This window comes from Pontibacter kalidii (assembly GCF_026278245.1).
Taxonomy (GTDB): domain Bacteria; phylum Bacteroidota; class Bacteroidia; order Cytophagales; family Hymenobacteraceae; genus Pontibacter; species Pontibacter kalidii.
In genome coordinates this window covers 634,748-658,787 of record NZ_CP111079.1, presented here as the reverse complement: position 1 = coordinate 658,787, position 24,040 = coordinate 634,748, and the positions used below count along the sequence as shown (strand labels likewise).

General features: G+C 53.4%; 23 protein-coding genes. 9 read left to right on the top strand and 14 right to left on the bottom strand.

What is annotated here, in order from left to right:
- Window positions 1–20 precede the first annotated feature (20 nt).
- The 11 genes from OH144_RS02800 to OH144_RS02750 form a co-directional block, all read right to left on the bottom strand.
- Window positions 21–788: an SDR family oxidoreductase gene (locus OH144_RS02800; protein WP_266204769.1), complete on the bottom strand. Its 768-nt coding sequence runs from the start codon at window positions 786–788 to the stop codon at window positions 21–23.
- A 73-nt stretch (window positions 789–861) separates the two neighbouring features.
- Entirely contained in the window at window positions 862–1,428 is a 567-nt protein-coding gene (locus tag OH144_RS02795) for an NADPH-dependent FMN reductase (protein WP_266204768.1), read from the bottom strand.
- A gap of 234 nt (window positions 1,429–1,662) precedes the next feature.
- On the bottom strand, window positions 1,663–2,379 hold the full coding sequence (locus OH144_RS02790) for an SDR family NAD(P)-dependent oxidoreductase (protein WP_266204767.1): 717 nt from the start codon (window positions 2,377–2,379) through the stop codon (window positions 1,663–1,665).
- 497 nt (window positions 2,380–2,876) lie between these two features.
- On the bottom strand, window positions 2,877–3,392 hold the full coding sequence (locus OH144_RS02785) for an NUDIX domain-containing protein (protein WP_266204766.1): 516 nt from the start codon (window positions 3,390–3,392) through the stop codon (window positions 2,877–2,879).
- Window positions 3,393–3,468: 76 nt separating this feature from the next.
- Window positions 3,469–4,491, bottom strand: coding sequence for an SDR family NAD(P)-dependent oxidoreductase (locus OH144_RS02780; protein WP_266204765.1), 1,023 nt, complete (start codon window positions 4,489–4,491; stop codon window positions 3,469–3,471).
- Window positions 4,492–4,587: 96 nt separating this feature from the next.
- The gene (locus OH144_RS02775) at window positions 4,588–5,358 is read right to left on the bottom strand and encodes an outer membrane beta-barrel protein (RefSeq protein ID WP_266204764.1); all 771 of its coding nucleotides are present in this window, start codon (window positions 5,356–5,358) and stop codon (window positions 4,588–4,590) included.
- 230 nt (window positions 5,359–5,588) lie between these two features.
- Window positions 5,589–6,524, bottom strand: a complete 936-nt coding sequence (locus tag OH144_RS02770; protein WP_266204763.1) for a M20/M25/M40 family metallo-hydrolase — start codon at window positions 6,522–6,524, stop codon at window positions 5,589–5,591.
- A 1,062-nt stretch (window positions 6,525–7,586) separates the two neighbouring features.
- Window positions 7,587–7,799 (bottom strand): hypothetical protein, encoded by a 213-nt coding sequence (locus tag OH144_RS02765; protein WP_266204762.1) that lies wholly within the window; start codon window positions 7,797–7,799, stop codon window positions 7,587–7,589.
- A 156-nt stretch (window positions 7,800–7,955) separates the two neighbouring features.
- The gene (locus tag OH144_RS02760) at window positions 7,956–8,540 is read right to left on the bottom strand and encodes an outer membrane protein assembly factor BamD (RefSeq protein ID WP_266204761.1); all 585 of its coding nucleotides are present in this window, start codon (window positions 8,538–8,540) and stop codon (window positions 7,956–7,958) included.
- 15 nt (window positions 8,541–8,555) lie between these two features.
- Window positions 8,556–9,278, bottom strand: a complete 723-nt coding sequence (locus OH144_RS02755; protein WP_266204760.1) for a head GIN domain-containing protein — start codon at window positions 9,276–9,278, stop codon at window positions 8,556–8,558.
- Between the two features lie 107 nt (window positions 9,279–9,385).
- A complete protein-coding gene (locus OH144_RS02750) occupies window positions 9,386–10,306 on the bottom strand; it encodes a M48 family metalloprotease (protein ID WP_266204759.1) in 921 nt (306 codons plus the stop codon).
- A 235-nt stretch (window positions 10,307–10,541) separates the two neighbouring features.
- Here OH144_RS02750 and OH144_RS02745 point away from each other — a divergent pair, with 235 nt between their 5' ends.
- Window positions 10,542–10,955 carry a hypothetical protein gene (locus OH144_RS02745; RefSeq protein WP_266204758.1) on the top strand — a complete coding sequence of 138 codons (414 nt, stop codon included), beginning with the start codon at window positions 10,542–10,544 and terminating at the stop codon, window positions 10,953–10,955.
- Between the two features lie 89 nt (window positions 10,956–11,044).
- Here OH144_RS02745 and OH144_RS02740 read toward each other — a convergent pair whose 3' ends face one another.
- Window positions 11,045–11,593: an outer membrane protein gene (locus OH144_RS02740; protein WP_266204757.1), complete on the bottom strand. Its 549-nt coding sequence runs from the start codon at window positions 11,591–11,593 to the stop codon at window positions 11,045–11,047.
- A gap of 552 nt (window positions 11,594–12,145) precedes the next feature.
- Entirely contained in the window at window positions 12,146–14,398 is a 2,253-nt protein-coding gene (locus OH144_RS02735; protein ID WP_266204756.1) for a Tex family protein, read from the bottom strand.
- Between the two features lie 334 nt (window positions 14,399–14,732).
- Here OH144_RS02735 and OH144_RS02730 point away from each other — a divergent pair, with 334 nt between their 5' ends.
- The 4 genes from OH144_RS02730 to OH144_RS02715 all read left to right on the top strand — a co-directional run bounded on the left by OH144_RS02730 (window position 14,733) and on the right by OH144_RS02715 (window position 18,897).
- Window positions 14,733–16,055: a mechanosensitive ion channel family protein gene (locus OH144_RS02730; RefSeq protein ID WP_266204755.1), complete on the top strand. Its 1,323-nt coding sequence runs from the start codon at window positions 14,733–14,735 to the stop codon at window positions 16,053–16,055.
- Between the two features lie 71 nt (window positions 16,056–16,126).
- A complete protein-coding gene (locus OH144_RS02725) occupies window positions 16,127–17,518 on the top strand; it encodes a neutral/alkaline non-lysosomal ceramidase N-terminal domain-containing protein (RefSeq protein WP_266204754.1) in 1,392 nt (463 codons plus the stop codon).
- A 274-nt stretch (window positions 17,519–17,792) separates the two neighbouring features.
- Window positions 17,793–18,026 (top strand): hypothetical protein, encoded by a 234-nt coding sequence (locus OH144_RS02720; RefSeq protein WP_266204753.1) that lies wholly within the window; start codon window positions 17,793–17,795, stop codon window positions 18,024–18,026.
- A 283-nt stretch (window positions 18,027–18,309) separates the two neighbouring features.
- Window positions 18,310–18,897 carry a hypothetical protein gene (locus OH144_RS02715; RefSeq protein ID WP_266204752.1) on the top strand — a complete coding sequence of 196 codons (588 nt, stop codon included), beginning with the start codon at window positions 18,310–18,312 and terminating at the stop codon, window positions 18,895–18,897.
- A 76-nt stretch (window positions 18,898–18,973) separates the two neighbouring features.
- Here the strand turns inward: OH144_RS02715 and OH144_RS02710 are convergent, their stop codons facing one another.
- Window positions 18,974–19,465 (bottom strand): peroxiredoxin, encoded by a 492-nt coding sequence (locus OH144_RS02710; protein ID WP_266204751.1) that lies wholly within the window; start codon window positions 19,463–19,465, stop codon window positions 18,974–18,976.
- 167 nt (window positions 19,466–19,632) lie between these two features.
- Between OH144_RS02710 and OH144_RS02705 the strand changes: the two genes are divergently transcribed.
- The 4 genes from OH144_RS02705 (at window position 19,633) to OH144_RS02690 (ending at window position 23,960) form a co-directional block, all read left to right on the top strand.
- On the top strand, window positions 19,633–20,325 hold the full coding sequence (locus OH144_RS02705) for a glycosyltransferase family 2 protein (protein ID WP_266204750.1): 693 nt from the start codon (window positions 19,633–19,635) through the stop codon (window positions 20,323–20,325).
- Window positions 20,326–20,387: 62 nt separating this feature from the next.
- Window positions 20,388–21,725 carry a glycosyltransferase 87 family protein gene (locus tag OH144_RS02700; protein ID WP_266204749.1) on the top strand — a complete coding sequence of 446 codons (1,338 nt, stop codon included), beginning with the start codon at window positions 20,388–20,390 and terminating at the stop codon, window positions 21,723–21,725.
- A gap of 120 nt (window positions 21,726–21,845) precedes the next feature.
- On the top strand, window positions 21,846–22,481 hold the full coding sequence (locus OH144_RS02695) for a DUF4919 domain-containing protein (RefSeq protein ID WP_266204748.1): 636 nt from the start codon (window positions 21,846–21,848) through the stop codon (window positions 22,479–22,481).
- Window positions 22,482–22,610: 129 nt separating this feature from the next.
- Window positions 22,611–23,960, top strand: a complete 1,350-nt coding sequence (locus OH144_RS02690) for a GntP family permease (protein ID WP_266204747.1) — start codon at window positions 22,611–22,613, stop codon at window positions 23,958–23,960.
- Window positions 23,961–24,040: the final 80 nt, after the last annotated feature.

The window sequence follows — 24,040 nt, the reverse complement described above, 5'->3', positions numbered from 1 at the left end:
AAGGTTATGAACTTAGTTAACTACGAAGCAGCTTGCGCATCGCCATCTATAGGCAGCATTTGCCCGGAAATCATCTTGCCACTGTCAGAAGCAAGAAAGACACATAGCGCCGCGATATCTTTCGGGTCTACAAAGGATTTGATGGACTGCATGGACATAGCGCTTTCCTTTTCTTCTTCCAGGGTGGTGCCATTCGCATCTGCTCTACCCTGCAGCACCTTTTCAATTCTAGGCCCCGCTACCGCACCAGGAAGTATGGCGTTAGCCCGGATGCCATACTTGCCGAGTTCGATGGAAAGGGTTTTGGTAAAGCCGATGATGCCCCATTTAGCGGTGGAGTACGGACTCCGGTTCTCATACCCAAACCTGCCTGCAAGCGAAGACATATTGATGATCACACCAGCTTCTGATTTTTTCAGAAAAGGAATGGCCGACCGGGTGACATAGAAGGTGCCATTCAGATCCACCTGCATCACTTTTTCCCATTCTTCCGGGTCCATCTCCTCCACCGGCGCCGTAGGGCCGGCAATACCGGCGTTGTTTACCAGTACATCCAAACCACCCAGGGCTTTGGCGCCGGCAGCCACCATACTTTCCACATCGCTTCGTTTCGAGACATCGCATACCTTGACCTTGGTGATTACGCCGGGAACATCCTGCTCCAGTTTCTTTAAAGCATCTTCGTTGATATCACACACAAAAGCACTGCCCCCTGTGGCTGCAAAAGCCTTTACTATTTCAAGGCCTATACCGGCAGCACCTGCGGTTACTAATACTTTGTGTTTCATAATGAATGATTTGAGATAGAGAATTGATCTCCTGATAAATCAGGGCAGGATAACACTGTTGTCCAGGCAATCTTCAGGCAGCTTGTTTTTTAGTGTTTGTATCCACCCATTTTGCGAAGGCTTCCATAAAGCTTTTCAAAAAATCTTTGGTTGAGTCGTTGGTAAGGTTACCACTTTCGTCAAATAAAGAAGCAGCATCTCCAAGATAGGCTTCGGGCTGGGCCATAGCGGGCACATTCACAAAAACAAGCGACTGGCGCAGGTGATGATTGGCGCCAAAACCGCTTATGCTCCCGGGGGAGACACTTACAACAGCTCCGGGCTTACCGTCCCAGGAGTTTTCCCCATAAGGGCGGGAGCCCACATCGATGGCATTTTTTAATACGCCCGGTACCGAGCGGTTATATTCCGGTGTAACAAACAACAGGCCATCGGCAGCCCTAATCTTGGCACGGAAGTCTTCCCATTCTCTAGGCGGTGTTTCTTCCAAGTCTTCATTAAACAACGGAAGTTCCCCGATACTTACCAGTTCAAGCGACAGCGATTCCGGTGCCAGCGCCATAAGTGCTTTCGCAGTTTTCAGGTTGAGAGATTCTTTGCGGAGGCTTCCCACAAAAACGGCAATCTTATACTTGTTCATAGTTCTGTTTTTTGATTTAGATATCTTTTAAACTCAAATTGCGATTAACCCACCCCTGAGAGCTGCGCTCGCTAGCTCAAAACTCGCGTTGTGGCTAGTCCAGAGGAGGGGAATTCCGCAGAAGAGTAGGTGATTCCCCTCCTTGGAGGGGTTAGGGGTGGGTTTACACCTGCACATCATGAGTAGATCGCAACTTGGGTTTTTAAATTAATCCCTTATGCTTTAGCCGAAGCGTTAAACCGCAGTATAAACGCCATCCACTTTAAGGCTTGTTCCGGTAATAAAGGAAGCATCATCGCTGGCCATGAAAAGAACGGCGTCAGCCACTTCAATCGGTTCGCCTAAACGACCAAATGGGTGCAGGTCGGCTAACTGCCCTCTTATCTCGGAGGATATAGTCTGGTTGGTATAAGCCGGACAAACCATGTTGCTCCATATTTTTTCTTTGGCATAGGTGGTGCCCACCATTTGAGTTAACATTTTAACGCCACCTTTAGAAGAGGCATACGCGGTCAGCCCTTTTCTTGCCACAAAACTGTGGATGGAACCGTTGTTCACAATAGCCCCGCCCGTTCCCTGCTTTTTGAATTGCTGTACCGCACACTTGTTGCACAGGAAAGTGCTTGTCAGGTTAACATCGATTACTTTTTGCCATTTCTCTAATTCCAGTTGATCTACATCTGCTTCAATATTGATGCCTGCATTGGCAAAGAATACATCCAGCTTTCCGAACGCGCTCACGGTTTCATTCACTAAATTCTGCACGTCTGTCTCACTCGCAGCATCCGCTTTCACGAAGATGGCTTCGCCGCCATTGCCTTTGATTTCTCCTACTACTTTATTCCCGGTTTCCTGATTAATGTCGCTAATCGTCACTTTGGCACCTTCTCTTGCGAAGAGCAGAGCGGTTTCTTTGCCAATGCCTGATCCTGCCCCTGTAATGATGGCCACTTTGTTTTTCTAGCTTTCCCATAGTTGTGATTGTATTGATTGCTATTAAATACTTGCCCGTCTGGTTTTCATCAGCCTGGATAAGGCCTTGCAGAAGATTGGCAGGCCTTCACCTGTATTTTACCCACTGCCAAATAAGTTGTGCATTTCATACCTACGTCCGCAGCACGTATCAGTTCGCCATGCGTCAAAGCGCTCGACACAACGGCACACGCTTATACCGACACCAAGATCACCTTTAAAGCAACTGACTTTCAGGTAGTTTTACTTCACCTACTCTGCTGCCCAGGCAGTTTTCACACCCAGTAATATTTGCGTTTATGTGTTTTTAGTTTGAGACACCGCTATGTCCTTCATACCACAACCGGTTGGCTAAGTGTAACAGAACCGACGAATTAGCCAGCTGGAAACACCGCTAAAAAGCGATGCCGGCCATACTTGTAAGTATAGCCGGCATCGCCTACGTGGAAGTATAAAGAAGAATAAAAAAGTGGCCTTTATCTCCGGTTCAGTTTGGCCCACTGCTGCGCGATGATGGTCTTGGCATCAGGGGTCTCGAGGGCGTCCAGCTCTTCCGGGCTCAGGTGCAGGATCTCGATAAACTCGTGCTCGTGGGCGTTGCCGCCTCCTGCGCCGTTCTGCTTCGTTACCTCGGCAAAGTATAGCATCACCCGCTCGGTGGTGCCGCCCGGCGAGGAGTAGAACGTGTGCAGGTGCTGCAGCTTGTCCACGTGGTAGCCGGTTTCCTCTTCCACCTCACGGGTTATACTTTCCTCGGGCTGCTCGCCCTGGTCTACCATGCCGGCCACCACCTCCACCAGTTCCGACTCCGAGCCCACCCGAAACTGCCGGGTCAGGATGTACTGCCGCTTCTCGGTGTCGAACACAAGCGCTGCCACAGCGTCGCCGCGGTCAAACTGCTCCCGGGTAAACGTATGCCCCTGCTGCTCAACGGTCAGTTTATAGATCTTGAAGTAGCCGTCGTAGGCCTTCTCTCTGTTCTTAATTTTCATAAGGGTGAAATTTGTGATGCGGATAAAGATACCAAATCTAACGTACAGCCGGGTTTATACTTGTGCCAGGTATAAATTATAGCTCGTTGTTTTTGGTGGCGGCCTTCTGCGTACGCTCCGTCAGCCACGACTCCGACAGCGGCGTTTCACTCTCGTAGCCTTTGGCCCTGTTCTTCCCGATACCTCCCTCGCCGGGCAGCACAGCGTTTACCAGCGCCAGTATATCCGTAGTCAGGCCCGGAGAGAGCCGGTGCAACATCTCCCCTATCGTGGCAAAGAGCGTGGTAGTTACCGTGGCATCGCCGTGGCGCAGGGCGTTCAGCATTTGGCGTGCCGAGTCTTCGGCCGGGATGGAGGTCAGCGGACTGGAGTCCATGATCTTAAACAGCGTATACTCCTGCTTATGGTGCCCCTTTATAAAGGCATGGCGGGGGCTGCCTGTCTGCATCAGGCCGGGCGTGGCCGTGGTTACCGAGATGTTATACTTCTTCAACTCGGCCCGTAAGCCCTCCGACAAGCCCACGAGGGCGAACTTGCTCGCGCTGTAGGGCACCAGGTGCGGCACGCTCACCCTTCCGCCAATGGAAGCAACGTTCAGGATTCGGCCTCCGCCCCGGGCCTTCATACCTGGCAGCACAGCCAGCGTGGTATAAATCGGCGCCCAGTAGTGTATGTTGATGGCCTCCTCAAAATCCTGCACCGTCATCTCCGCCACCGGTCCGGCATGTATGACACCGGCGTTGTTGATGAGCACGTCAATTGGGCTGTACTCGTTCTGCACGTTGGTGATCATGTCATTCACCTGCTGCTCATCGGTTACGTCGCACTTCTGCACCAGCACCTCGGCCCCTTTCCCGGCCAGCTCCAGGCGGGCATTCTCCAGCTCTGTCTCGTCGCGGGCGCAGAGCACCAGCCTGGCCCCCTCCTGTGCCAGCTGCCGCGCCATCACCAGCCCCAGTCCGCGGCTGCCGCCTGTTATCAGCACTGTTTTCCCTCTAAAGTCGTAGGCGGTCAGTTGGCGGGTAACAGCCCGCCCAACGGCCAGGGCGCTTAGCCCGGCGGCAAGCCAGAAGAGCTTTTTCTTATCTGTTGTTTCCATAGGTAGCGAAGTATAAAACGAAAGGCAGGCGCGCTTTGCACCTGCCTTTACCTCTACGGCGGTAGAAATAGCGAGGTTAAGTAAATTGCGGCGATGCTACTTGGAGAAGAGCTTCAGCTTGTTCTTGAGCACCGGCGTATACTGCAGCTTTATAGCCAGCACCCCATACTCATCCCGGCGGGAGCCATTGGTAAGCACGGCCGGTATATTATCGAGCAGGTCGGTGCTGGTGACACGGTAAACCGCCTCCCCGGCGATACTGAACTCATCGTTGATGAAAAAACGGATACCTCCGCCCACGGGCACCACCGCCGCAAAGGCCGGGTAATCCTGCTCCGGGTCGTAGGTGGTCTGGGAGTCGTCGAGGCTGCGGTTGGCCGGGAACGAGGAGGCGGTGTAGTATAAGCCCCCCAGGCCCACCCGGAGGTAGGGCACCGCGAAGCGCTTGCGCTTGGAGCGGTAGTTTCCTGATCCGGCATAAGTATCGAGCAGGTTGATCACAGCAGAGGCCGACACCTCGATCACCTCCGACTCAAATGCAATATTAAGCGGAGCCTCCGGGTTCTTCTCCACCGCGCCCAGCTTTACATAATCCAGCGTGCCGCTCACCCCGAAGTATGGAGAGAATTTGTACAGGCCGCCCACGCTCACGTTCGGGCCAAAGTCTATGCAGCTGGGGCTGCCACAAATATCGCTCCTGACTGCCGTAACACCGCCGCCCACGAGTATCACCCACCCGCGCTCCATCACATTTGTGGTTTTGCTGTTTCGCTTGTAGCGGTACTGTTGCTGTTGCGCCAGTGCATCCCAGGGGTAAAGTATAAGCAGAGAGAAAAGTATAAGTAAATAGTATGGTTTCCTGTTCATATCATCAGACAGGTTTAACATCATTTTGCCAGGCTTTCGGGCGGGTAAACAGCTGCCGCTGCCATGCCCTTGCGCGTGCCTGCAACTTCTTCTTCTCTACGGTTTATCTGCAAGAAAGATGGTGCTTTCGCGATAAATATATACTAATATCGGAATAGTTAAAGTATAAAATATTAGCTCGTGGTGGCTGAGGCTTATTTTTGAGGTTTGGATCGAAAACCGGGCATGCTTTACTCGTGTTTTGCCGGCCGCTGCTGCTGCACCGGAAGCCGCTGCAGGTTGGTGTCTATCAGCTCCAGAAAATCTATCACCAGTGCCGCCGCATCGGGGTAAAAGGCATGGTTGATGTTCTCGTAGTCGTCGGTGGGCTTGTGGTAATGGGGATGGTCCTCCACGCCGAAGTATACGTAGGGTATGCCGCGCTCATGAAACCTGAAGTGGTCGGACTGGCCGGTCCAGTCGTCGCTGCCCTGCTCGGGGCGGTCGTGGCCCAGTACCAGGCGCGCCTGTGCTCTTGGTTTCACCTTCAGCAGGTATGGCTTCAATTGCGGATAGTGGAAGGTGCCGCTGGCGTAAAGCTCACCTTTCGGGTTGATGCCCAGCATGTCCATGTTCACATTGAGCAGGATATTATGCAGCGGCACCGGCGGCTGCTCCAGAAACGCCTTCGCGCCGGATAAGCCCAGTTCCTCACCATCCAGGGCAGCAAAGATAACGGTGTGCTTTGGAGGGTGCTTCGCAAAATGGGCGGCGGCGGCCAAAAGCGCGCCCACGCCGGAGGCATTGTCATCGGCGCCGTTGTAGATCTTTCCCTCGCGCTGGCCCACGTGGTCGTAGTGCGCCGTTACCACCATCACCTTGTCTGACTTACCCGGAAGGTAGCCCAGCAGGTTCGTGGCCTGCTCTACCTGTGCCCGCCTGTTATTGATCTGGAAATGCTGCTTGTAGTTGCCGTTAAACGGCTTCAGCCCTATCTCCTCAAAACGCTTCAGGATATACTCCTGCGCCATCAGGTTGCCTTCCGTCCCGCTTAAACGCCCCTGCATCGAGTCGGCCGACAGCACTTTCACATCCCGCAAGAGCAAAGCGGTATCTGGTTTACTTTTCTGCGCCAAGGCAAAAAGCGGTGTGGCAAGTATAAAAGCGAGGGCGAAGGTCTTTTTCATGGGAGTTAAAAGCCGAAGATAATGGTTGCAGGCGGGTTTGGCAAATTATGAGATGCCCATGCCAGATCCAACCACCCCTGCCCCTCCTTGTCCAAGGAGGGGAGCCTGAAATTGCTTTAGCCAAAGTATGAGCTTCCTAGCTGCTGCCATTTCGCGGACAGGTTACGACCTGTCTCTACAAAATTTAAACCCCAGCCCTAAACTCTCCGAGGAGGGGAATTATACTTACTCCTTTCCCTGTCATCTCGAGCTGCGCGAGAGATCTATCGGGGATTTCGGATGAAAGCCTATGTGACAAAGACAAAAGAGACAAAGTATAAAACCACTTATACTTGCGGCATCGCTAAAGCAGTGGCTATCGAACTGATCCCAGTCCTTGGATTGAGCGCCTTGTAGATTTCCGGTTTCGCTTTAGCGAAATTGCGGAGACCGCAGGTCAAGCAATGGAAATGTACACCGCGCGATGCCCGAGGACGAGCCCTCTCGGGCTGGAGAGCAGAATGCATGAGATGAAACAGTGCAGGTTGTAAAGCTTTGGATGAACAGAAGCTAGATAGAATAGCTTGGTTCAAGTTGCAGAAAGCAGCGGCTATGGAAGTATAGCTGTTGCAAGTGCTGGCTTTTCAAACCACTCGGATTACAAATCCGAGATTGTAGAAAGTCACGGGTTGCAAACCCGCGCCAGCGGAGGGCTGGAGGATGAACGGGAGCTAGCAAGGAATAAAAGTATGGCTTGGGTCAAGCTGCAGGAAGCAGCGGCTAAAGTATAAAAAGGCACGGGCTGCAAGCCCGCGCCAGCGATAGGATGAAGTATAGCAGCAAGTAAAGGCACAAGCGGACGCTTGCGCCAGAGAAGTATAAGGTATGGCTTAAGTATGAAGTATGGCTCTCCGAGCCGGTCGGGTTGCAAACCCGCGCCAGCGTGGTTATGGCAGGAAGTAAGAAGTATAAACAGCCGTAGCTACGCTACGCCAACCAAATATGTATAAAAACAGAACAGCCCCAGCTACGCCAGCAATAAGCCGACACAGCTGGGGCTGCTCCCTGGTTACACTTTTATCTTTATATAGACCTCACCCACTCAATCCAGTTGCGCTGGCGACGTGGCTGCATGGGCTGCTCTAAATCTGTCTCAGAACGTTCGGTTTCCTGGGTATAGGCTTCTTTATAACCCACCATTTCCCCGCGGTTCACCCATCCCTCCTGGCGCATGTAAAATCTGATGGCTCTTGCCTCTACAAACAGTTCTTCGGTTCTTAAATCGTTGTAGTTCATCTGCTTCTTCAGTTGAAAATTTATACTATGGCTAAAAAAATCTAACAGAAGAAGCATAAAAAGCGTGCCACTACGAATGCATTCCCTTAAAAGTTACAAACACATCATCATATTTTTAAGAAAACAAAAAAGCCAGGTGCTGTACCTGGCTTTTCCTTACCCCTTTATCTTGATGTAAGAGGGCAGTTCCAAAGGTCCTACCGAAGTTTGGATGGTGGGTTTTATCTGCAGCGTTACCTTGGGGCGGTCGGCGCTGTCCTTGTTCAGGAGCGTGGCCAGGCGCAGCAGTTTGTTCAGGTCTGGCTGGCTGCTGCCCTCCCCGGTGGCAAAGGTAAGCGGAGAGGCAACGGTGATAGTGTTCAGACCGTTCCGCAGCTCCACCGGCTCGCTCACCAGCCCATCCAACGTATGCTGACCATCCACCAGCAACTGCCACTTCAGCTGCGTTACCGTCATGGTGCGCTCCTGGCTTCCCTCCGGCAGCTCCACCTTCAGGCCGATGGTGGACACCGCGTTCAGGGCGTTGTCGGAGAAGGCTGTATAGAGGGTGGCGGCATCGCTGAACGAGAAATCCTGCGGACGCTTCTTTTTCAGCAGGTCGATGCCGTTCAGCTCCATGCGCTCTATACTTTCCAGATCATACTTAGCCTCCTTAAAAGCCTCCACATCGTTTTTGGTGCTGCACGAAAAGCTGAATACCAGCAGCATCAGCAGCAGTGTGTATTTCCCTATATTCCTCATGATCCTCATTGTATTTTACTTCTTTATCACTTTCCCGGAGCCCGAGACGCTGGAGCGAACATCGGGGCTGCCACTATAGTATACGCGCCCGCTACCGCTGATATCGGCTTCCAACCGGTCTTCTGCCTCCACCTCGGCTCTGCCCGAGCCGGAAACGCTCACCTCAACCCTGCGGCTGTCCAGGTCCGTGGCCAGGTACTTGCCCGAGCCGGAGATGGAGACATCCTGCACATCGGCCACACCTGCAGCACGAATTGTGCCAGAGCCGCTGATACGGGCATCAAGATTCTCCGTGGCCAGGCGCAGCAGCACACTCCCGGAGCCTGACACGCTGGACTGGAACGAACGGCTTTTGAATACATCCACCAGTTCTACGGTTCCGGATCCTCCTACGCTGGCCTTCTCCAGTTCCGGCACCGTAATGTATACCTCCACAGTTTCGTGCGTGCCCAGGCAGCGCTCAAACTCGATCTCCCACGTACCATCGCCCTGCACCTCGGTGTCCAGCTCATCCAGAATGTTGGCCTGGCCGCGCACTTCCACGCTTTGCTGATTTCCCTGCCGGATGTATACCTTGGTGCCGCCGCTTACTTCAACACCGCTGAACCGGGAGAGTTCCAGTGTGCGGCGCTCCACATCGCCCTCGCCTTCAAGGCACAGCAGGTTACCGCAGGCGGACAAGGCACCCAGCAAAGCCACAGCTGCCAGCTGCAGCACCGGTTTTTTCGTAATTTTCATAGTTCAGGGGGTTTAGGGCATATTACTGCTGCAATATATTAAATTCCGAAGTATAAAGGCCACATCGCCTGTAACGATGTGGCCTTTCTGCCTGCGGGAACACAGGGTTAAGACAGATGCCCTACCTGTTGCCCCTGCCTGTTTACCAGGATGCCTTCATCTGTGATGAAGACAGTTTTAAGGTACTCACTCTCGAAGTAATAAGGGTAATCGGGGTTGCCGGTTTTGGCAAGCTTGCCGATTACTCTTGGCCCGTCTTTGGTGAGGTGCACCAGGTGCAGGCGTGAGGTAAGGTAGAACTGCTCGCGCGGCGCCTGGCTGAACACCACCTTGGAGAGCACCATGCGGCTGTTGAGGGAGGCCGTCTGGGCGGCGGCTGCACGCTGTTGCTGCGGCTCCTGCTGAGCCATGCGCGGCTGCCTGCGCACTGGCTCTATGGCACGCTGGTCAGGCTGCGGGCCGCTGGCGCTGGCCAGCAACTGCTCGTTGGCACTGCGCCAGCCTTTGCTGATAGCCGCCAGCCGGTAGCTGCGCCCCGGGTGCGAGCGCGAGTTCTCCTCCTCCGACAGCAGGTTGATGGCCGCCTGCGCCTCTGCCATACTTGCCCCCATTTTGCGCAGCACAAAACCGGAGAATTCATCGGCCTCCAGTTCATCGGCCGGGTTGCTGCCGCTGCGACTCAGGGTATGGCCGTTCAGATGGTGGCCAATCTCGTGGGCAAGTATACTTACACCGGCCCAGTCGGTATGCACGGCGTTGTTGATGGCATCCAGGAACCGCTCGTTGTAGAGAATATAGCGCTTGCCGTTGTAGACCACGGCAGCGGCGTTGTCAATGTCGGCAGCCTGCAGCTCGAAGCGGGCTTTCAGGCCCACCACGTTGATGATCTCCTGCACGATGTCGCGGGTATCAGCAGACGTAGCAACTGTAGTATAAGGGGCAGCAACCGTAGCTGCCGTGGCCACTTGGCCCAGTACCGGGGCGAATATAAGCCCCAGCGCAAACGTAATTTTTCTGAAGTATGGCATGTATAAGCTCTGTGGATGATGCGGCTATATTTAAAACGTAGGTGCCGCCGCGGGTAGTATAATAGCAAGTACTTTGCCAGAAATACAATTTTATACTTCCGCCTCCTTCGCTACGCTCCTTCCTACCTAACTTCCCTGCTTATATTTTACTACTTTAGGAGAGACCGGCTGCCAGGCATGATCATGCATTATTAAGCTTTTTTATTTAACTTGCTCTATGCCTGCACCCCGTGTTGTGATCTTAAACGAACCCGAGCTACTCATCTATATGGTGCCGGAGCAACAGTTGATGGTGGTGCAGGCAAATGGCGTGGTTCCCTCAGCCACTTACCGCAAGGGGTTGCAAACAGCCACAGACGAGGCCATTGAAAGGCGGTTGAAGTACTGGCTGATAAATAACAAAGCAGGAGGAATCGTCACACCTGCCGATCAGATCTGGGCGAATGAGGTAAACGCGCCGCAACTGGCCTATCAGTCTGCCATCGTTAAAATGGCGATTATAGAACCTGAGGATGTACTGAGCCAGCTTATACTTGAGGGCATGATGGATGAGGGAAGAAATATTTTCCCGTTCGAGATGCAGTTCTTTGAGAAAGTAGAGGATGCCTATGTCTGGTTCAGGGACTCGGATCTGTCTTTAGACTTGTAGCAGTGTGTACTCTACGTCTTTTTTCACAAAAAAAGGCGGCTCCCGCTGGTGCAGGAGCCGCCTTTTCTATACTTTAAACCTATAGGCTCTTAGTTGATTGGGAATGCTATGCCTACCTGAATAGCAATCTGCTCCAGCGGCGTGTTATACTTGATTTGGGCATTAAGGTCAAGCGTTTCGGTAAGGGGATATACCAATCCTGCCCCGATGTTTATGCCAGCCTTGTTGTCTGAAGCAGATTCTGAGCCCATCCAGTTTTCATCGCCATCTACCTCTACCTTGGCAAACGCCATAGACAGGCCTGCCATGCCATAAAACGATACCGTTTCGGAACCTGCAAAATAGTACCGCCCGTCAATGTCTAAGGTGCTGGCCTGACCTGATATTTCTGCTCCGTAAAAGTCAACCTTCGACTTGAAGAAATAGGTGAAGCTCGGTGCAGCGCTAATTTTCTCCGTGAAGAAATACTCGCCACCTACAGAAATACCCACACCGCCTTTTCCGCCTCCGTTCTCATCCAAACCGGCTTCGGTACCATAGGCTAGCCCAGCACCCAATTTCATACTTCCCTGCTCCTGGGCAAACGCTGTTCCTGCAGCCAATACCACTGCCACTAATGCTAGTAAAAATGTTTTCATAGACTTTAAATTTTAAATTGTTATTGATTTACAGTGCAAAAATAGAAGTTATATATACTTTTCAAAATATAATATATAAACTATATAACAAAGTTTAAGCTACACCAAAATTGCAGTTGATAGCCAACCACTTATAAGGAAACATATCGACTCAACAAAGAAACAAAGTGCAAGAACAATTACTTTGCGGTGTAATAACCAGGAAAAATTTCTCTGACTTTCCTGTGCCATAAAAAAGGCGGCTCCCGCTGGTGCAGGAGCCGCCTTCGAAGTATAAAGCAGATGCTATTACAGGCTGAACAGGTAAGCTAGGGAAACGCCTAAAACACTAGTAGCAGACTTGTGTATACCATCTGGGCACTCATCCTCATACTTTTGTCGTCTGAGGAACTACTGCGCATATCCAGCTTAAAAGAGCCTGACGCTAAACCTTCACCAACGCGTGCTCCCAGAAGTAACCTGTTGTCTTTGGAAGTAGGCTACAGATACATACAAAAAGCCCCCGCTATACTTTAGCAGGGGCTTCCTTCCTATTTATACTTGTACCGGCGGCTATTTAAACCGGCCTTTTAGCTGCGCCAGCTTTGCCTGGAAGTCGTTCATTGGCTCTTCCTCACGCTTATTGCCGCCTTTGCCTCGGTTACCTCCGGCAGGCTTAGGAGCGGCGGGGTCGCCTTTCATACTTAGCGAGATGCGTTTGCGGTTTACATCCACCTCCAGCACGGTCACTTCCACCTTCTGTCCTACTTTCACCACCTCGTGCGGGTTGCTCACAAAGCGGTCGGACAAATGGCTCACGTGTACGAGGCCGTCCTGGTGCACGCCCAGGTCCACGAAGGCACCGAAGGCCGCTACGTTTGTCACGATGCCTGGCAGTTTCATGCCGGCGCGCAGGTCTTTGATCTCGTTCACGCCCTCGGTAAAGCTGAAGGCCTCAAATGTGTGGCGCGGGTCGCGACCGGGTTTGGCCAATTCGCTTACGATGTCCTGCAGTGTTGGCAAACCAACCGTTTCAGTAACATAGTTTTTCAGGTTGATCTGCTTGCGCAGCTCCTCTTTCTGCATCAGGTCCTGCACGGTAACGCCCAGGTCTTTGGCCATCTGCTCCACGATCGGGTAGCTTTCCGGGTGCACCGCCGAGGCATCCAGCGGGTTTTTAGCATCGCGGATCCGTAAGAAACCTGCCGCCTGCTCAAAAGCCTTATCGCCTAAACGGGCGACTTTCTTCAGTTCGGTTCTGGTTTTGAACGGTCCGTTCTGGTTCCGGTACTCTACAATGTTCTGCGCCAGGGCGGGTCCGAGGCCGGAAACGTAGGTCAGCAATTGCTTGCTGGCAGTGTTTACCTCCACGCCTACCGCGTTCACGCAGCTCATCACCACGTCGTCCAGCGAGTGTTTCAGCGCCGACTGGTCCACGTCATGCTGGTACTGGCCTACGCCTATACTTTTCGGGTCTATCTTCACCAGTTCAGCCAGTGGGTCCATCAAACGGCGGCCAATAGAAACAGCGCCGCGAACGGTTACGTCCTGATCGGGAAACTCTTCACGGGCCACGTCTGAGGCGGAGTAAATAGAGGCGCCGCTCTCGTTCACCATCACTACCTGCACCGAGGCCGGCAGCTTCAGGCTCTTCACAAAAGCCTCTGTTTCGCGGCTGGCGGTTCCGTTGCCGATGGCAATGGCCTCCACCTCAAAGCGCGTGACCATGTAACGCACTGCCTGCGCGGCCTCCTGCTCCTTGTGCTGCCCTGTGTGCGGGTAAATTGTCTCGTTGTGCAGCAGCTTGCCCTGCTTATCCAGTACCACCGATTTTACACCGGTCCGGAAGCCGGGGTCCAGAGCCAACACCGTTTTCTGGCCAAGCGGCGAGGACAACAGCAGCTGGCGCAGGTTGTCGGCAAACACACGGATGGCTTCTTCATCAGCCCGCTTCTTCGAACTCAGGCGCACTTCGGTTTCCATACTTAGCTTGAGCAGGCGCTTGTAGCAATCCCTGGCAGCCAGCTTTACCTGCTCGGAAGCCGCGTTGTTGCCCTGCACAAACATCTTCTCTAGCTTTGCCAGTGCTGCTTCGTCGTCGGGCTGTGCCGTCAGCATCAGCACCATTTCGGTTTCGCCGCGGCGCATGGCCAAGATGCGATGCGAAGGCGCTTTCTCGATCGGCTCCTCCCACTCAAAGTAATCTTTGAACTTCTGGCCTTCCTCTTCCTTACCCATCATCACGCGGCTCTTGAACATGCCCTGTTTCTCGAACAGTTGGCGCATGGCAGCACGTGCCTCGGCATTCTCGTTCATCCACTCGGCCATGATGTCGCGGGCACCGGCCAGGGCTTCGTTCACATCCTTCACCTCTTTCTCTTCCGAGATAAAGCTGGCGGCTTCGGCTTCTACATCAAAGTTTTCCTGGGCAAACAGGCGCTCTGCCAGCGGCTCCAGTCCTTTTTCGCGGGCGATGGTGGCGCGGGTGCGGCGTTTTGGCTTGTAGGGCAGGTAAATGTCCTCCAGCACGGCCATCGTTTCGGCGGCCATGATCTGCGCCTCCAGCTCCGGCGTGAGCTTCTCCTGGTCGCGGATAGACTTCAGGATGCTTTCGCGGCGCTTGTCGAGCTCGCGCAGCTGCTCCATTCTGTCGCGGATAGAGGCGATCTGTACTTCGTCGAGCGAGCCAGTGGCCTCTTTGCGGTAACGGGAGATAAACGGAACAGTCGCCCCTTCGTCCAGCAAGGTTGCCGTGGCCTCCACCTGCTTGATGGTGATAGAAAGCTCTGAGGCAATCTTTAGTAAATGTTCTAAATTAGGTTCCATATATCGGTATAAGACAATAGTCTGGTTTGGTGCTGCGGCAGGTATGGCGGGGAAGTATAACTCCTGATCTGAAAGGGCTTTTGCACCTTCTCCTCCTGCCGCCATAGCCCTTGTCCCTGCCTTAAAGTATAAACCGGGACTTAAGAAACGCCAAATTTAAACCTTATTGCCAAACCTGAAAACATTATCTGCTGAAATGGCAGGGATGGAAAGCATAAATTCTGGCAGGCTGGCCAAGGTATGCGGACGGCTATAGTACAGTTTTCGCCTTCCCCTCCCTGTATTTTTGTTACCTTTGCACTGCAATCCATCTTTCAACCTTTTACCCATCAACATGGAAACTGCAACTCATTCCCCCTCCCTCACCCACTGGACCTATAACCAACTTGTGAGTATGGGCATGCCCGAAACCACAGCCGTTTACCTGAACATGCTGCTGTTGTTTGCCGTGGTGCTCCTGCTGGTGTACACGGCCGGTGCTGTTTCTAAGAAGCTGATGGTGGGAGCTGCGCAAAAGTTCTCCAGCAGAACGGCTTCCCAGTTCGATGATTTACTTATCCGCAACAACGTGTTCAGCCACTTGGCCAAGGTGGTTCCGCTCATTATTGTGGTGCAGGCGCTGCCCATAGTTTTCGCTGATTTCCCAGCCTGGGTAAAGCCGCTGCGGACGCTCACCGATGTGTACACCGTACTGCTTTCCATCTGGGTCATCCGGGCTCTCTTGCGCACGACAAAGGACTACATGAAGGGCACCGCCCTCTTCCGCGACAAGCCGGTGGATAGTTTTCTGCAGGTGATCTCCATCTTTTTATACTTTGTGGGCGGCCTGCTCATCTTCTCGCTGCTGACGGGCAAGGAAGTATGGGCCTTCATCACGGCTATGGGTGCGGCCTCGGCTATACTGTTGCTCGTGTTTAAGGATACCATCCTTGGCTTTGTGGCCAGCATACAGGTCTCCAGCAACGACATGGTGCGCATCGGCGATTGGATCACCATGGAGAAGTATGGCGCTGACGGCGACGTGATCGAGATCAACCTGACGACCGTGAAGGTGCAGAACTGGGACAAGACCATCACCACCATCCCGACTTATTACCTGATCTCCGACTCATTCAAAAACTGGCGCGGCATGCAGCGCACAGGCGGGCGGCGCATCAAGCGCTCCATTCACCTGAAGATCTCCAGCATAAAGTACCTCTCCCCGGAAGACATCAACCGGCTGAGCAAGATACAGCTTATCCAAAGTTACCTGGAGGAGCGCACGCAGCAGATAGATGCCTACAACCGGGAGAACGAGATCGATAAAAGCCTGCTTATCAACGGCCGTAACCTGACCAACGCGGGTGCTTTCAGGGCCTATGCCAGTGCCTACATCGAGCAGAACCAGTTTGTACACAAGGAACTCACGATGATGGTGCGCCAGTTGGAGCCCACCACCACCGGCATGCCCATAGAGCTGTATGTGTTTGCCAACGATGTGCGCTGGTCCAACTATGAGGGCATTATGGCAGATATTTTCGACCACTTGCTGGCAGCGGTCAAGTATTTTGACCTGGAGGTATTTGAGCACCCCGCAGCCGACGACATGCGCCATTTAAGCAATACCATGGCAAGCTCGCGCATGCCCGGTTATGTGGCGGAGGCCATGCAGAATTAAGGCAGGATTTTTGCAAATGCAGTCGCAGCAAGTGCTCCTTTGGGCACTTGCTGTTTTGTTATCATACTGAAATGAACCCGAAAAGCCTTCAACGCTCCCGCCGCTACAAATACCTGTATGTGCTGCTCTTCCTGCTGCTGCTTACGGCCTGCGTAGTGCGCCCCCTCGACCGCACCCCCTACCGGCAGACCGACTACTACCAGGAAACCATCAGCGACCTGAGCGAGAGCCCGGCCACCGTTACCCACAGCGACACAGTGCAGGTGGGCTGGGCGAAGGTGAATATTACGCCACCGGTGGGCACGCCCCTGGCAGGCTATGGCAAGCGCATGGGCATGGCCTACGAGCAGGTGCACGACTCGGCCTGGGTGCGCACGTTTGCCTTCAGCAACAGCAAGACAGAAGCCTATTATGTGGCATTGGATCTACTGATCGTGCCGATGCAGGTGCTGCAGGAGCTGGAGAAAGTATACCCGGAGCTGGGTCTCCGGCCAGAGCAGGTATACCTTACCGCCACCCACAGCCATACCAGCTTTGGGGGCTGGGGCAAGAAGCCGGGCATCAAGCTGATGTCGGGCAAGTATGATGCGGAGCTGGTAGAGCGGCTGGCGCAGCAGATCGTGCAAAGTATAAAACTGGCCCGCCAACACCTGCAGCCTACTAAAATTGGCTACGGCAGCACCAGTGCCGCCAGCCTGGTGAAAAACCGTCTGCTCGACGACCAGGATAACCCCTACTATGAGGACCGCCATACCACCCGCGACACTGAGCTGCGCTTCCTGAAGTTCGAGCGGGAGGACGGCAGCACGGCCATACTGTCGGTTTTCTCGGCGCACCCCACCATCCTTCCCTCCGACGATCCTACCCTCTCCCGCGACTACCCGGGCGTGCTGGTGGACGAACTGGAGGAGCGCGTGGGCTTCGCCTCGTTTTCGGCGGGCGCGGTGGGCAGCCAGAGCACCGTATACTTTCAGGGCGATACGTATGAGAGCACCGAAAACGTAGGCGATCGCCTGGCCAGGCTGCTGCGCGAGGAACTGCTCCACGTTAAAACCGACTACATGTATACCCTGGGCTATGGCCGCGTACCGCTGGAGCTGCCGGAGCCAAGCTGGCGCATCAGCAAGGGGCTCCGGCTGGCGCCGTTCCTCTTCAACAGCATCTTTGGGGAGCACCCGGCCTACGTTACCAGCCTGCAGCTGGGCGATGTGGTTTTCCTGGGCGCGCCCGCTGACTACTCCGGCGAGTTTGTGGCGCAGATCAGGCAGCAGGCACGCGCGCAGGGGCAGCAGGCTATCGTGACGAGCTTTAACGGCGGATACATCGGCTACATCACTCCGGACAAGTACTACAACCTGAAGGAGTACGAGACCCGCAGCATGAACTTCTTCGGCCCCTACAGCGGCAGCTACCTCACCGAGATCATGCTACGCCAGCTACAGCAGCATCAGCCCAGGAAATAAGTATAGCAGGAACTTTAGTAATCAGCTATTGCAAAACGTTTAACAGCCATAGTACAGGGTGTGGAGCAGCAGGAGAAAAGAAAAAGGATATGATTTCCGTGCCATATCCTAAAGTATCTCTGATTCTTGCTAAGTACAATTAGTTTCCCTCAATTTATTTGCCATTCCCACAGTATTCTTTTTAAAATGATAAACATAAAATCGCCAAACCTGTTTAACATAGTATAACAGGGGCAGCTATGCCTCTGCATGTGTACAATTTAGAAATGGAGTTATGGAACTGATGATGATAGATGTGACCAATATGCTTTTCCTGTTGATGGTTGGGCTGTACATGGTACTGCTGGGAATGATCCTGGCCTACGTGTACTTTGATGCCCGGCAACGCGGGCTGAACGGCTGGTTGATTGCGGGCATGACCTTCTTTACGGGTACCATCGCCGGTGCTCTTGCCTGGCTTCTGCTCCGCCCTAAGCTGAAACCACAGCCTATACCTGTTAAAAGGTAAGCACGCCAGAGGCGAATACCTTATGGCTGAAGAGCCGGCAGCCGGAAATTAAGTATGTTGGTGCTTATTTCCGGCTGCCGGTTTTTTTGTGCCCGTTTTATACTTCTGTTCACCTATGCCCAAACAGGCTAACCTCCGGCAGGAGTCCCCACATCCCGGAGGCGGTGCATGGTTAAAAAATGCGGTGGCCATGCAACCCTCACCTACCCAAACGGGGTCTGCCTGATAGACAACAAATTTTATTGCTTAACTTACGAACACAAATCTATTTTCCGACACCCGCATGAAGACTACCGTAAAATCTTTCTTTCTCCTGATGTTCGCCTCTGCGACCCTGGCCTCCTGCGAAAACTGCGGCGACATCAGCATTACCGAACCTACTCCAGAAGACAGTCAGTGGCTGGTATACGGCACCGGCGATAACGTCCTGTTCCGCAACGAAAAAGACGACACTATCACCTACCAGCGTACCGGCATCTACGTCCAGAGTGTACCCGGCGATGGCTACTCCGTCTCCGACGATTGCATTGATAAGCGCAACACGCAGGTGACGAACATCATCGAGGATAAGGACAGAAAGCTGCCTTACCTGATCACCTACATCCTGAAAAAACCAGACTCCCTGATTGTGAGGATCGGCGTGGCCAACAAAAACGCCTGGGAGATCAAAGGCAGCGACCAGCCACAGACCGTAACCGTAGGCGAGGGAGAGGATGAGATTACGTACAACAACGCCTATGTATTAAAGGCCGACAGTACCGCCGCCGATAGCCCGAAGGAAGTGTACTTTACCAAGGACGAAGGGTTCGTTAAGGTAGAGTTGTACAATGGCAAAAAGCTGGAGCTGATTGAAATTAAGAACGACAAGTAATAACTCAACCGCTAACATATAAAGGGGCCGCCGGAAGTACATCCGGCGGCCCCTTTTAGGTATCGTTTTAAACTAACTAAGCGGTTTTGAAGTGTCTCTCTTTGCTGTTGATCTCGCGCAGCACCTCCAGGGCCGTGCTCACGTGCTCCAGCGGCTTGGTCATGGAGTTGAACACGTAGCGCACTACGCCCTCCTGGTCGATGATGTAGGTCACGCGGCCCGGCAAAAGGCCCAGTTTGCGCGGCACCCCAAACAGTTTCCGGATCTGGCCGCCCCTGTCGCTTAGCAGCGTGAACGGCAGTCTATAGGTCTCCTCGAACTTCTGGTGCGACTCCACACTGTCTGAGCTAATGCCCACTACCTCGGCGCCATGCTCCTTAAACACCTCGTACTGGTCGCGGAACTCGCAGGCCTGCTTGGTGCAGCCGGGTGTGCTGTCCTTCGGGTAAAAGTATAGCACCACGCTTTTCTTTCCAATCAGATCATACAGGCGAAAAAGACCCCCGTCCTGGCGTTCAAGCTCAAAATCAGGTGCCTTGTCTCCAACCTTTATGGCTTCCTCTCTCATACTTATTGTATTATTTATTATTTGTCTAACCTGCTCACAGGCAAAAAGTTTAGTGCAAAGGTAGTGCCGCATAAGCCAGAACTTCAAAGAAAAGGCATATTAATAAGTAGAGGTACTAGAATAAGGTGTGGAGGATTTTGGACATCTTTGCCCTACGTATGTTACCTATGCCCCGAATCAACGTCATTATACCTGCCTACAACGAGGAAAGCTCCATATCGCTGGTGGTGCAGGACATCCCCAAAGGGTTGGTAGCCGAGGTGATTGTGGTTAACAACAACTCCACAGACCGCACCGCCGAGGTAGCCGCCGCCGCCGGAGCCACCGTGCTGCACGAGCCCAGCCCCGGCTACGGCAACGCCTGCCTGAAAGGCATCGCCTACGCCGCCGCCAAGCCCGCTTCCTCCCGCCCCGATATCCTTGTTTTTCTGGACGGCGACTACTCGGACTACCCCGAGGAGATGGTGCAGCTGGTGCAGCCCATTGTGCAGGGGCAAGTCGATATGGTGATCGGGTCGCGGGCGCTGGGGCAGCGGGAGAGCGGCTCCATGATGCCGCAGCAGATCTTCGGCAACTGGCTTGCCACCACACTCATCCGCGTGCTTTACGGGGCCCGCTTCACCGACCTTGGTCCGTTCCGCGCCATCCGGCTGGACACGCTGCTGGCCCTGGGCATGCGCGACCGCAACTATGGCTGGACCGTGGAGATGCAGGCCAAGGCCGCCCGGCAGAAAATAAAGTATACCGAGCTGCCCGTCTCGTACCGCAGGCGCATCGGCGTATCCAAAGTGTCGGGCACACTAAAAGGCACCGTCATGGCGGGTTATAAGATCATCCTGACTATATTTAAGTACCTGTAGGCGGTGTTTACCGTATCGGGTAACATCATGACGATAAAAGCTGCATAAGGCCCACCCTACGAATGGCACCCGCAAAGAGCAACCCACTCGGCTACGCAGCCCTGGCTGTTTCGGCTGCGGCATATGCAGCCCTGGCTTACGCCACGCCCCGCACTAGTTTTGCGCAGCTACTGTTGCTTTACGCGGTGGTGTTTGTGGCTTACCTGTATGTAACCAACCAGCGCTTTAGCCTGCGGCACGGCATGGCGGCCGCCCTGCTTTTCCGATGCATTTTTCTGTTTGCTACTCCTGCCCTTTCCGATGATTACTTCAGGTTTGTGTGGGATGGGCGGCTATTGGCGGCTGGCGTAAATCCATACCTATACTTGCCGGAGTTCCTGATGCAGCCGGAGGCGCCACAGGTGCCGGGCATTACGCAGGAACTGTTCGCGCAGCTCAACTCGCAGAGCTATTATAGCGTGTATCCGCCGGTGTCGCAGGCGGTGTTCTGGCTGGCAGCGCAGCTCTCGCCGCAAAGTATACAAGGCAGTGTGGTGGTGATGCGGCTTATACTTTTGCTGGCCGAGGCCGGAAGTATACTGCTGCTCTGGCGTCTGCTCCGCAAAATGGGCCTCCCCGAAAAGCACGTGCTGCTCTACGCCCTCAACCCGCTGGTGATTATAGAACTGGTGGGCAACCTGCATTTTGAGGCCCTGATGATCTTCTTCCTGCTCCTGGCGCTCTACCAGCTCTTTTACCACCGCCTGGTATGGTCAGGCTTTGCGTTTGGGCTGGCCATTGGCACCAAGCTGCTGCCGCTCATGTTCCTGCCCTTCCTGCTCCGCAAGCTGGGGCTGCGCCAGTTCATACTTTACGGCTCGGTGGTACTGATAACGGTGATGGCTCAGTTCGCGCCACTGGTAAACCTGCAGCTGCTGCACAACATCCTCCAGAGCCTGGACCTGTACCTTACCAGGTTCGAGTTTAACGCCAGCATTTACTACCTGCTGCGCTGGCTGGGTTTCCGGCTAATGGGCTACAACACCATTGCCATACTTGGGCCCTTGCTCTCGCTGGCTACGCTAGTGGTGATACTAAGTATGGCCTCGGTTAAAAAGCTCGGCTCCGTCCGGCGCCTGGCCGGTTATATGGCGGCAGCCCTTACGGTATACCTGCTGCTCTCTACCACCGTACACCCCTGGTACCTCACCACGCTGCTGGCCCTTACCGTCATGAGCCACTTCCGCTTCGCCATTACCTGGAGTGGCCTGGCCATACTTACCTACGCTGCTTACCGCACCCCCACCTACCAAGAGGATACCTTGCTTCTTGCATTAGAATACATCCTTGTTTTCATGTGGCTCGGTGTCGAGGTATACCTCTACCGTCAGCGCCGCCGCCATGCTAATTTGAATGGGTAAAGGATAAAGAGAATTTTTCTATATTTAGAGGAGGGTATCTTCTTAAAGTAATGATTGTAAGTATAACCGCTACCGGCTTAGGCAGAAGGCAGGCTTTGCAACACATTTACTAACTATGATATGAGAGCTATACTTTTACTGTTTATACTTCTTTTTTCTTGTAAAACTTTTGCTCAGTCAGTTTCCGGAGAACAGATCAAGGAAAATGTAACTGCATTTCTCACCGACAGTACCTCGGCAGACCATTGGACTAAGGTTAAGGCCATATTTGAGCAAAACGAAGAGGCACTCACCTCTAGGCACTTTTTCCTGCTCTATTATGCCCAAGGCGTAAAGCCCTCTCCCACCTATACTTCACTTGAGGTGAATGCTGAAAGAATGCAGCTCATGCATTATGTAAGAGCCAAAAGGTACAAGAAGGCTATTGAATTAGGGGAGAACCTAATGCAGGAGAATCCTTTTGACCTTACAACACTGGTTTACCTTTCCATGAGTCTGGATAAATTAAAAAGGAATACAGATAATAAATACTACACAAGGATGCGCCAAATAGTAGAAGCCATTTTATCTACTGGAGACGGACGTACGCCCGAAACAGCGATCAAGGTTGCCAATATTGGGGATGACCAGGTGATGCTAGGGCTTACAGATTTTAAAACATTCAAGGCTTCCTTTAAATTAGTTGGCCCTCATGTGGTATGGGAGAACAGTAGTGGAGAAAATTTATACTTTGAACATGTGATGATGTTTCCGTAGCAGAGTAGCCAAAGTATTGGAAGAACTGATCAGCAAAGACGGCCTATTCCAATTCCTTTCCAAGCCATCATTCGTAAAGCAAAAACTGCTCGTTTCAGCCCTTCACCCCACCCTGAAAACAAAGTATACATGATCGACTACACCTTGCTATTTGCCGTTGTCGCTGGTATTGCACTGCTGCTCTTCCTGATTTTATACTTCAAGCTACAGGCTTTCCTTTCGCTGCTCATCGCCAGTATTGCGGTAGGCTTACTGGCGGGCATGCCAGCCATGGATATCATTCTGAACATACAGAAGGGCATGGGCAGTACGCTGGGGTTTATAGCGGTGGTGGTGGGCCTTGGGGCCATGTTCGGGGCTATTCTGGAGAGTTCGGGCGGGGTGCAGTCGCTGGCGGCGCACATACTGCATAAAACCGGCGAAAAGCGCGCTTCCTGGGCCCTGGCTGCTACGGGCTTTCTGGTCAGTATACCTGTTTTCTTTGATGTGGCCTTTGTGATTCTGGTGCCGGTGGTATACGCCCTGCAGAAGAAAACAGGTCGCTCGCTGCTGTTTTACGGCATACCACTGCTTACCGGACTGGCTGTTACGCATGCGTTTATACCACCCACGCCCGGCCCTGTGGCCGTAGCCGACATACTGGGTGCTGACTTGGGCTTGGTGATCGCGGCGGGTATGTTGGCGGGCATACCTGCCACCATCGTGGCCGGGCCGCTCTTTGCCAGCTTTATCTCCAGGAGGATTCATGTCGAAACGCCTGCAGCTTTTATAGAGGCAGAGGCCACCCCGCAGAAACTACCCTCTCCTGCCATGATCCTGGGGCTGCTTGGCCTCCCCCTAGTGCTTATTCTGATGAGCACCTACCTGGATAGTCCGTTAGGTGCCGCCATTCCATTTTCTGAAACTGCCAAGAGCTGGATAAAAATGCTGGGGCATCCTTTTGTGGCACTGATCCTGGCTAATCTGCTGGCCTGGTACCTGCTGGGCGTAAAACGGGGCTTCAGCCGACAGGAGTTGCTCTCCATCACCTCCAGTTCCTTAGGTCCGGCGGGCCTGATCATACTTATAACCGGTGCGGGCGGGGTGTTCAAGCAGATCCTCACAGAAACCGGGGCTGGCAAGATGCTGGCCGAGGTGATGACGAGTTACGGCCTCTCCGCCTTCTTGTTCGCCTTCCTGACGGCAGCTGCCATTCGTATCATGCAGGGTTCCTCCACGGTGGCCATGATCACGGCGGCCGGCATGGCGGCCGCTTTCCTGGAAGGCACCGCCTTTAGCGACATGCACCGCGCCCTGATGGTGATCGCCATTGCTTCCGGGGCAAGTATACTCTCGCACGTAAACGACAGTGGCTTCTGGCTTGTGAGCAAATACTTTGGCCTGACAGAACGCCAAACCCTCCGCTCCTGGACCGTCATGACCACCCTGATCGCGCTTACTGGTTTTCTGATGGTGCTGCTGCTGAGTGTGGTATTATAAAACGCCTCTGTTTCATCCTAAAACATACCAGCCAGCTTAGTATAAGTAGCGTTTCACCCTTGAACAGCGGGTAACCGTAA

Excerpts from the sequence above, each read along its gene's own strand:
- OH144_RS02770 (WP_266204763.1), bottom strand. The coding sequence starts at position 6,524 with ATGAAAAAGACCTTCGCCCTCGCTTTTATACTTGCCACACCGCTTTTT.
- OH144_RS02725 (WP_266204754.1), top strand. The coding sequence starts at position 16,127 with ATGAACCCGAAAAGCCTTCAACGCTCCCGCCGCTACAAATACCTGTAT.
- OH144_RS02780 (WP_266204765.1), bottom strand. The coding sequence starts at position 4,491 with ATGGAAACAACAGATAAGAAAAAGCTCTTCTGGCTTGCCGCCGGGCTA.
- OH144_RS02765 (WP_266204762.1), bottom strand. The coding sequence starts at position 7,799 with ATGAACTACAACGATTTAAGAACCGAAGAACTGTTTGTAGAGGCAAGA.
- OH144_RS02760 (WP_266204761.1), bottom strand. The coding sequence starts at position 8,540 with ATGAGGAATATAGGGAAATACACACTGCTGCTGATGCTGCTGGTATTC.
- OH144_RS02735 (WP_266204756.1), bottom strand. The coding sequence starts at position 14,398 with ATGGAACCTAATTTAGAACATTTACTAAAGATTGCCTCAGAGCTTTCT.
- OH144_RS02775 (WP_266204764.1), bottom strand. The coding sequence starts at position 5,358 with ATGAACAGGAAACCATACTATTTACTTATACTTTTCTCTCTGCTTATA.
- OH144_RS02795 (WP_266204768.1), bottom strand. The coding sequence starts at position 1,428 with ATGAACAAGTATAAGATTGCCGTTTTTGTGGGAAGCCTCCGCAAAGAA.
- OH144_RS02705 (WP_266204750.1), top strand. The coding sequence starts at position 19,633 with ATGCCCCGAATCAACGTCATTATACCTGCCTACAACGAGGAAAGCTCC.
- OH144_RS02715 (WP_266204752.1), top strand. The coding sequence starts at position 18,310 with ATGAAGACTACCGTAAAATCTTTCTTTCTCCTGATGTTCGCCTCTGCG.
- OH144_RS02755 (WP_266204760.1), bottom strand. The coding sequence starts at position 9,278 with ATGAAAATTACGAAAAAACCGGTGCTGCAGCTGGCAGCTGTGGCTTTG.
- OH144_RS02690 (WP_266204747.1), top strand. The coding sequence starts at position 22,611 with ATGATCGACTACACCTTGCTATTTGCCGTTGTCGCTGGTATTGCACTG.
- OH144_RS02710 (WP_266204751.1), bottom strand. The coding sequence starts at position 19,465 with ATGAGAGAGGAAGCCATAAAGGTTGGAGACAAGGCACCTGATTTTGAG.
- OH144_RS02730 (WP_266204755.1), top strand. The coding sequence starts at position 14,733 with ATGGAAACTGCAACTCATTCCCCCTCCCTCACCCACTGGACCTATAAC.
- OH144_RS02700 (WP_266204749.1), top strand. The coding sequence starts at position 20,388 with ATGGCACCCGCAAAGAGCAACCCACTCGGCTACGCAGCCCTGGCTGTT.
- OH144_RS02720 (WP_266204753.1), top strand. The coding sequence starts at position 17,793 with ATGGAACTGATGATGATAGATGTGACCAATATGCTTTTCCTGTTGATG.
- OH144_RS02695 (WP_266204748.1), top strand. The coding sequence starts at position 21,846 with ATGAGAGCTATACTTTTACTGTTTATACTTCTTTTTTCTTGTAAAACT.
- OH144_RS02785 (WP_266204766.1), bottom strand. The coding sequence starts at position 3,392 with ATGAAAATTAAGAACAGAGAGAAGGCCTACGACGGCTACTTCAAGATC.
- OH144_RS02750 (WP_266204759.1), bottom strand. The coding sequence starts at position 10,306 with ATGCCATACTTCAGAAAAATTACGTTTGCGCTGGGGCTTATATTCGCC.
- OH144_RS02800 (WP_266204769.1), bottom strand. The coding sequence starts at position 788 with ATGAAACACAAAGTATTAGTAACCGCAGGTGCTGCCGGTATAGGCCTT.
- OH144_RS02740 (WP_266204757.1), bottom strand. The coding sequence starts at position 11,593 with ATGAAAACATTTTTACTAGCATTAGTGGCAGTGGTATTGGCTGCAGGA.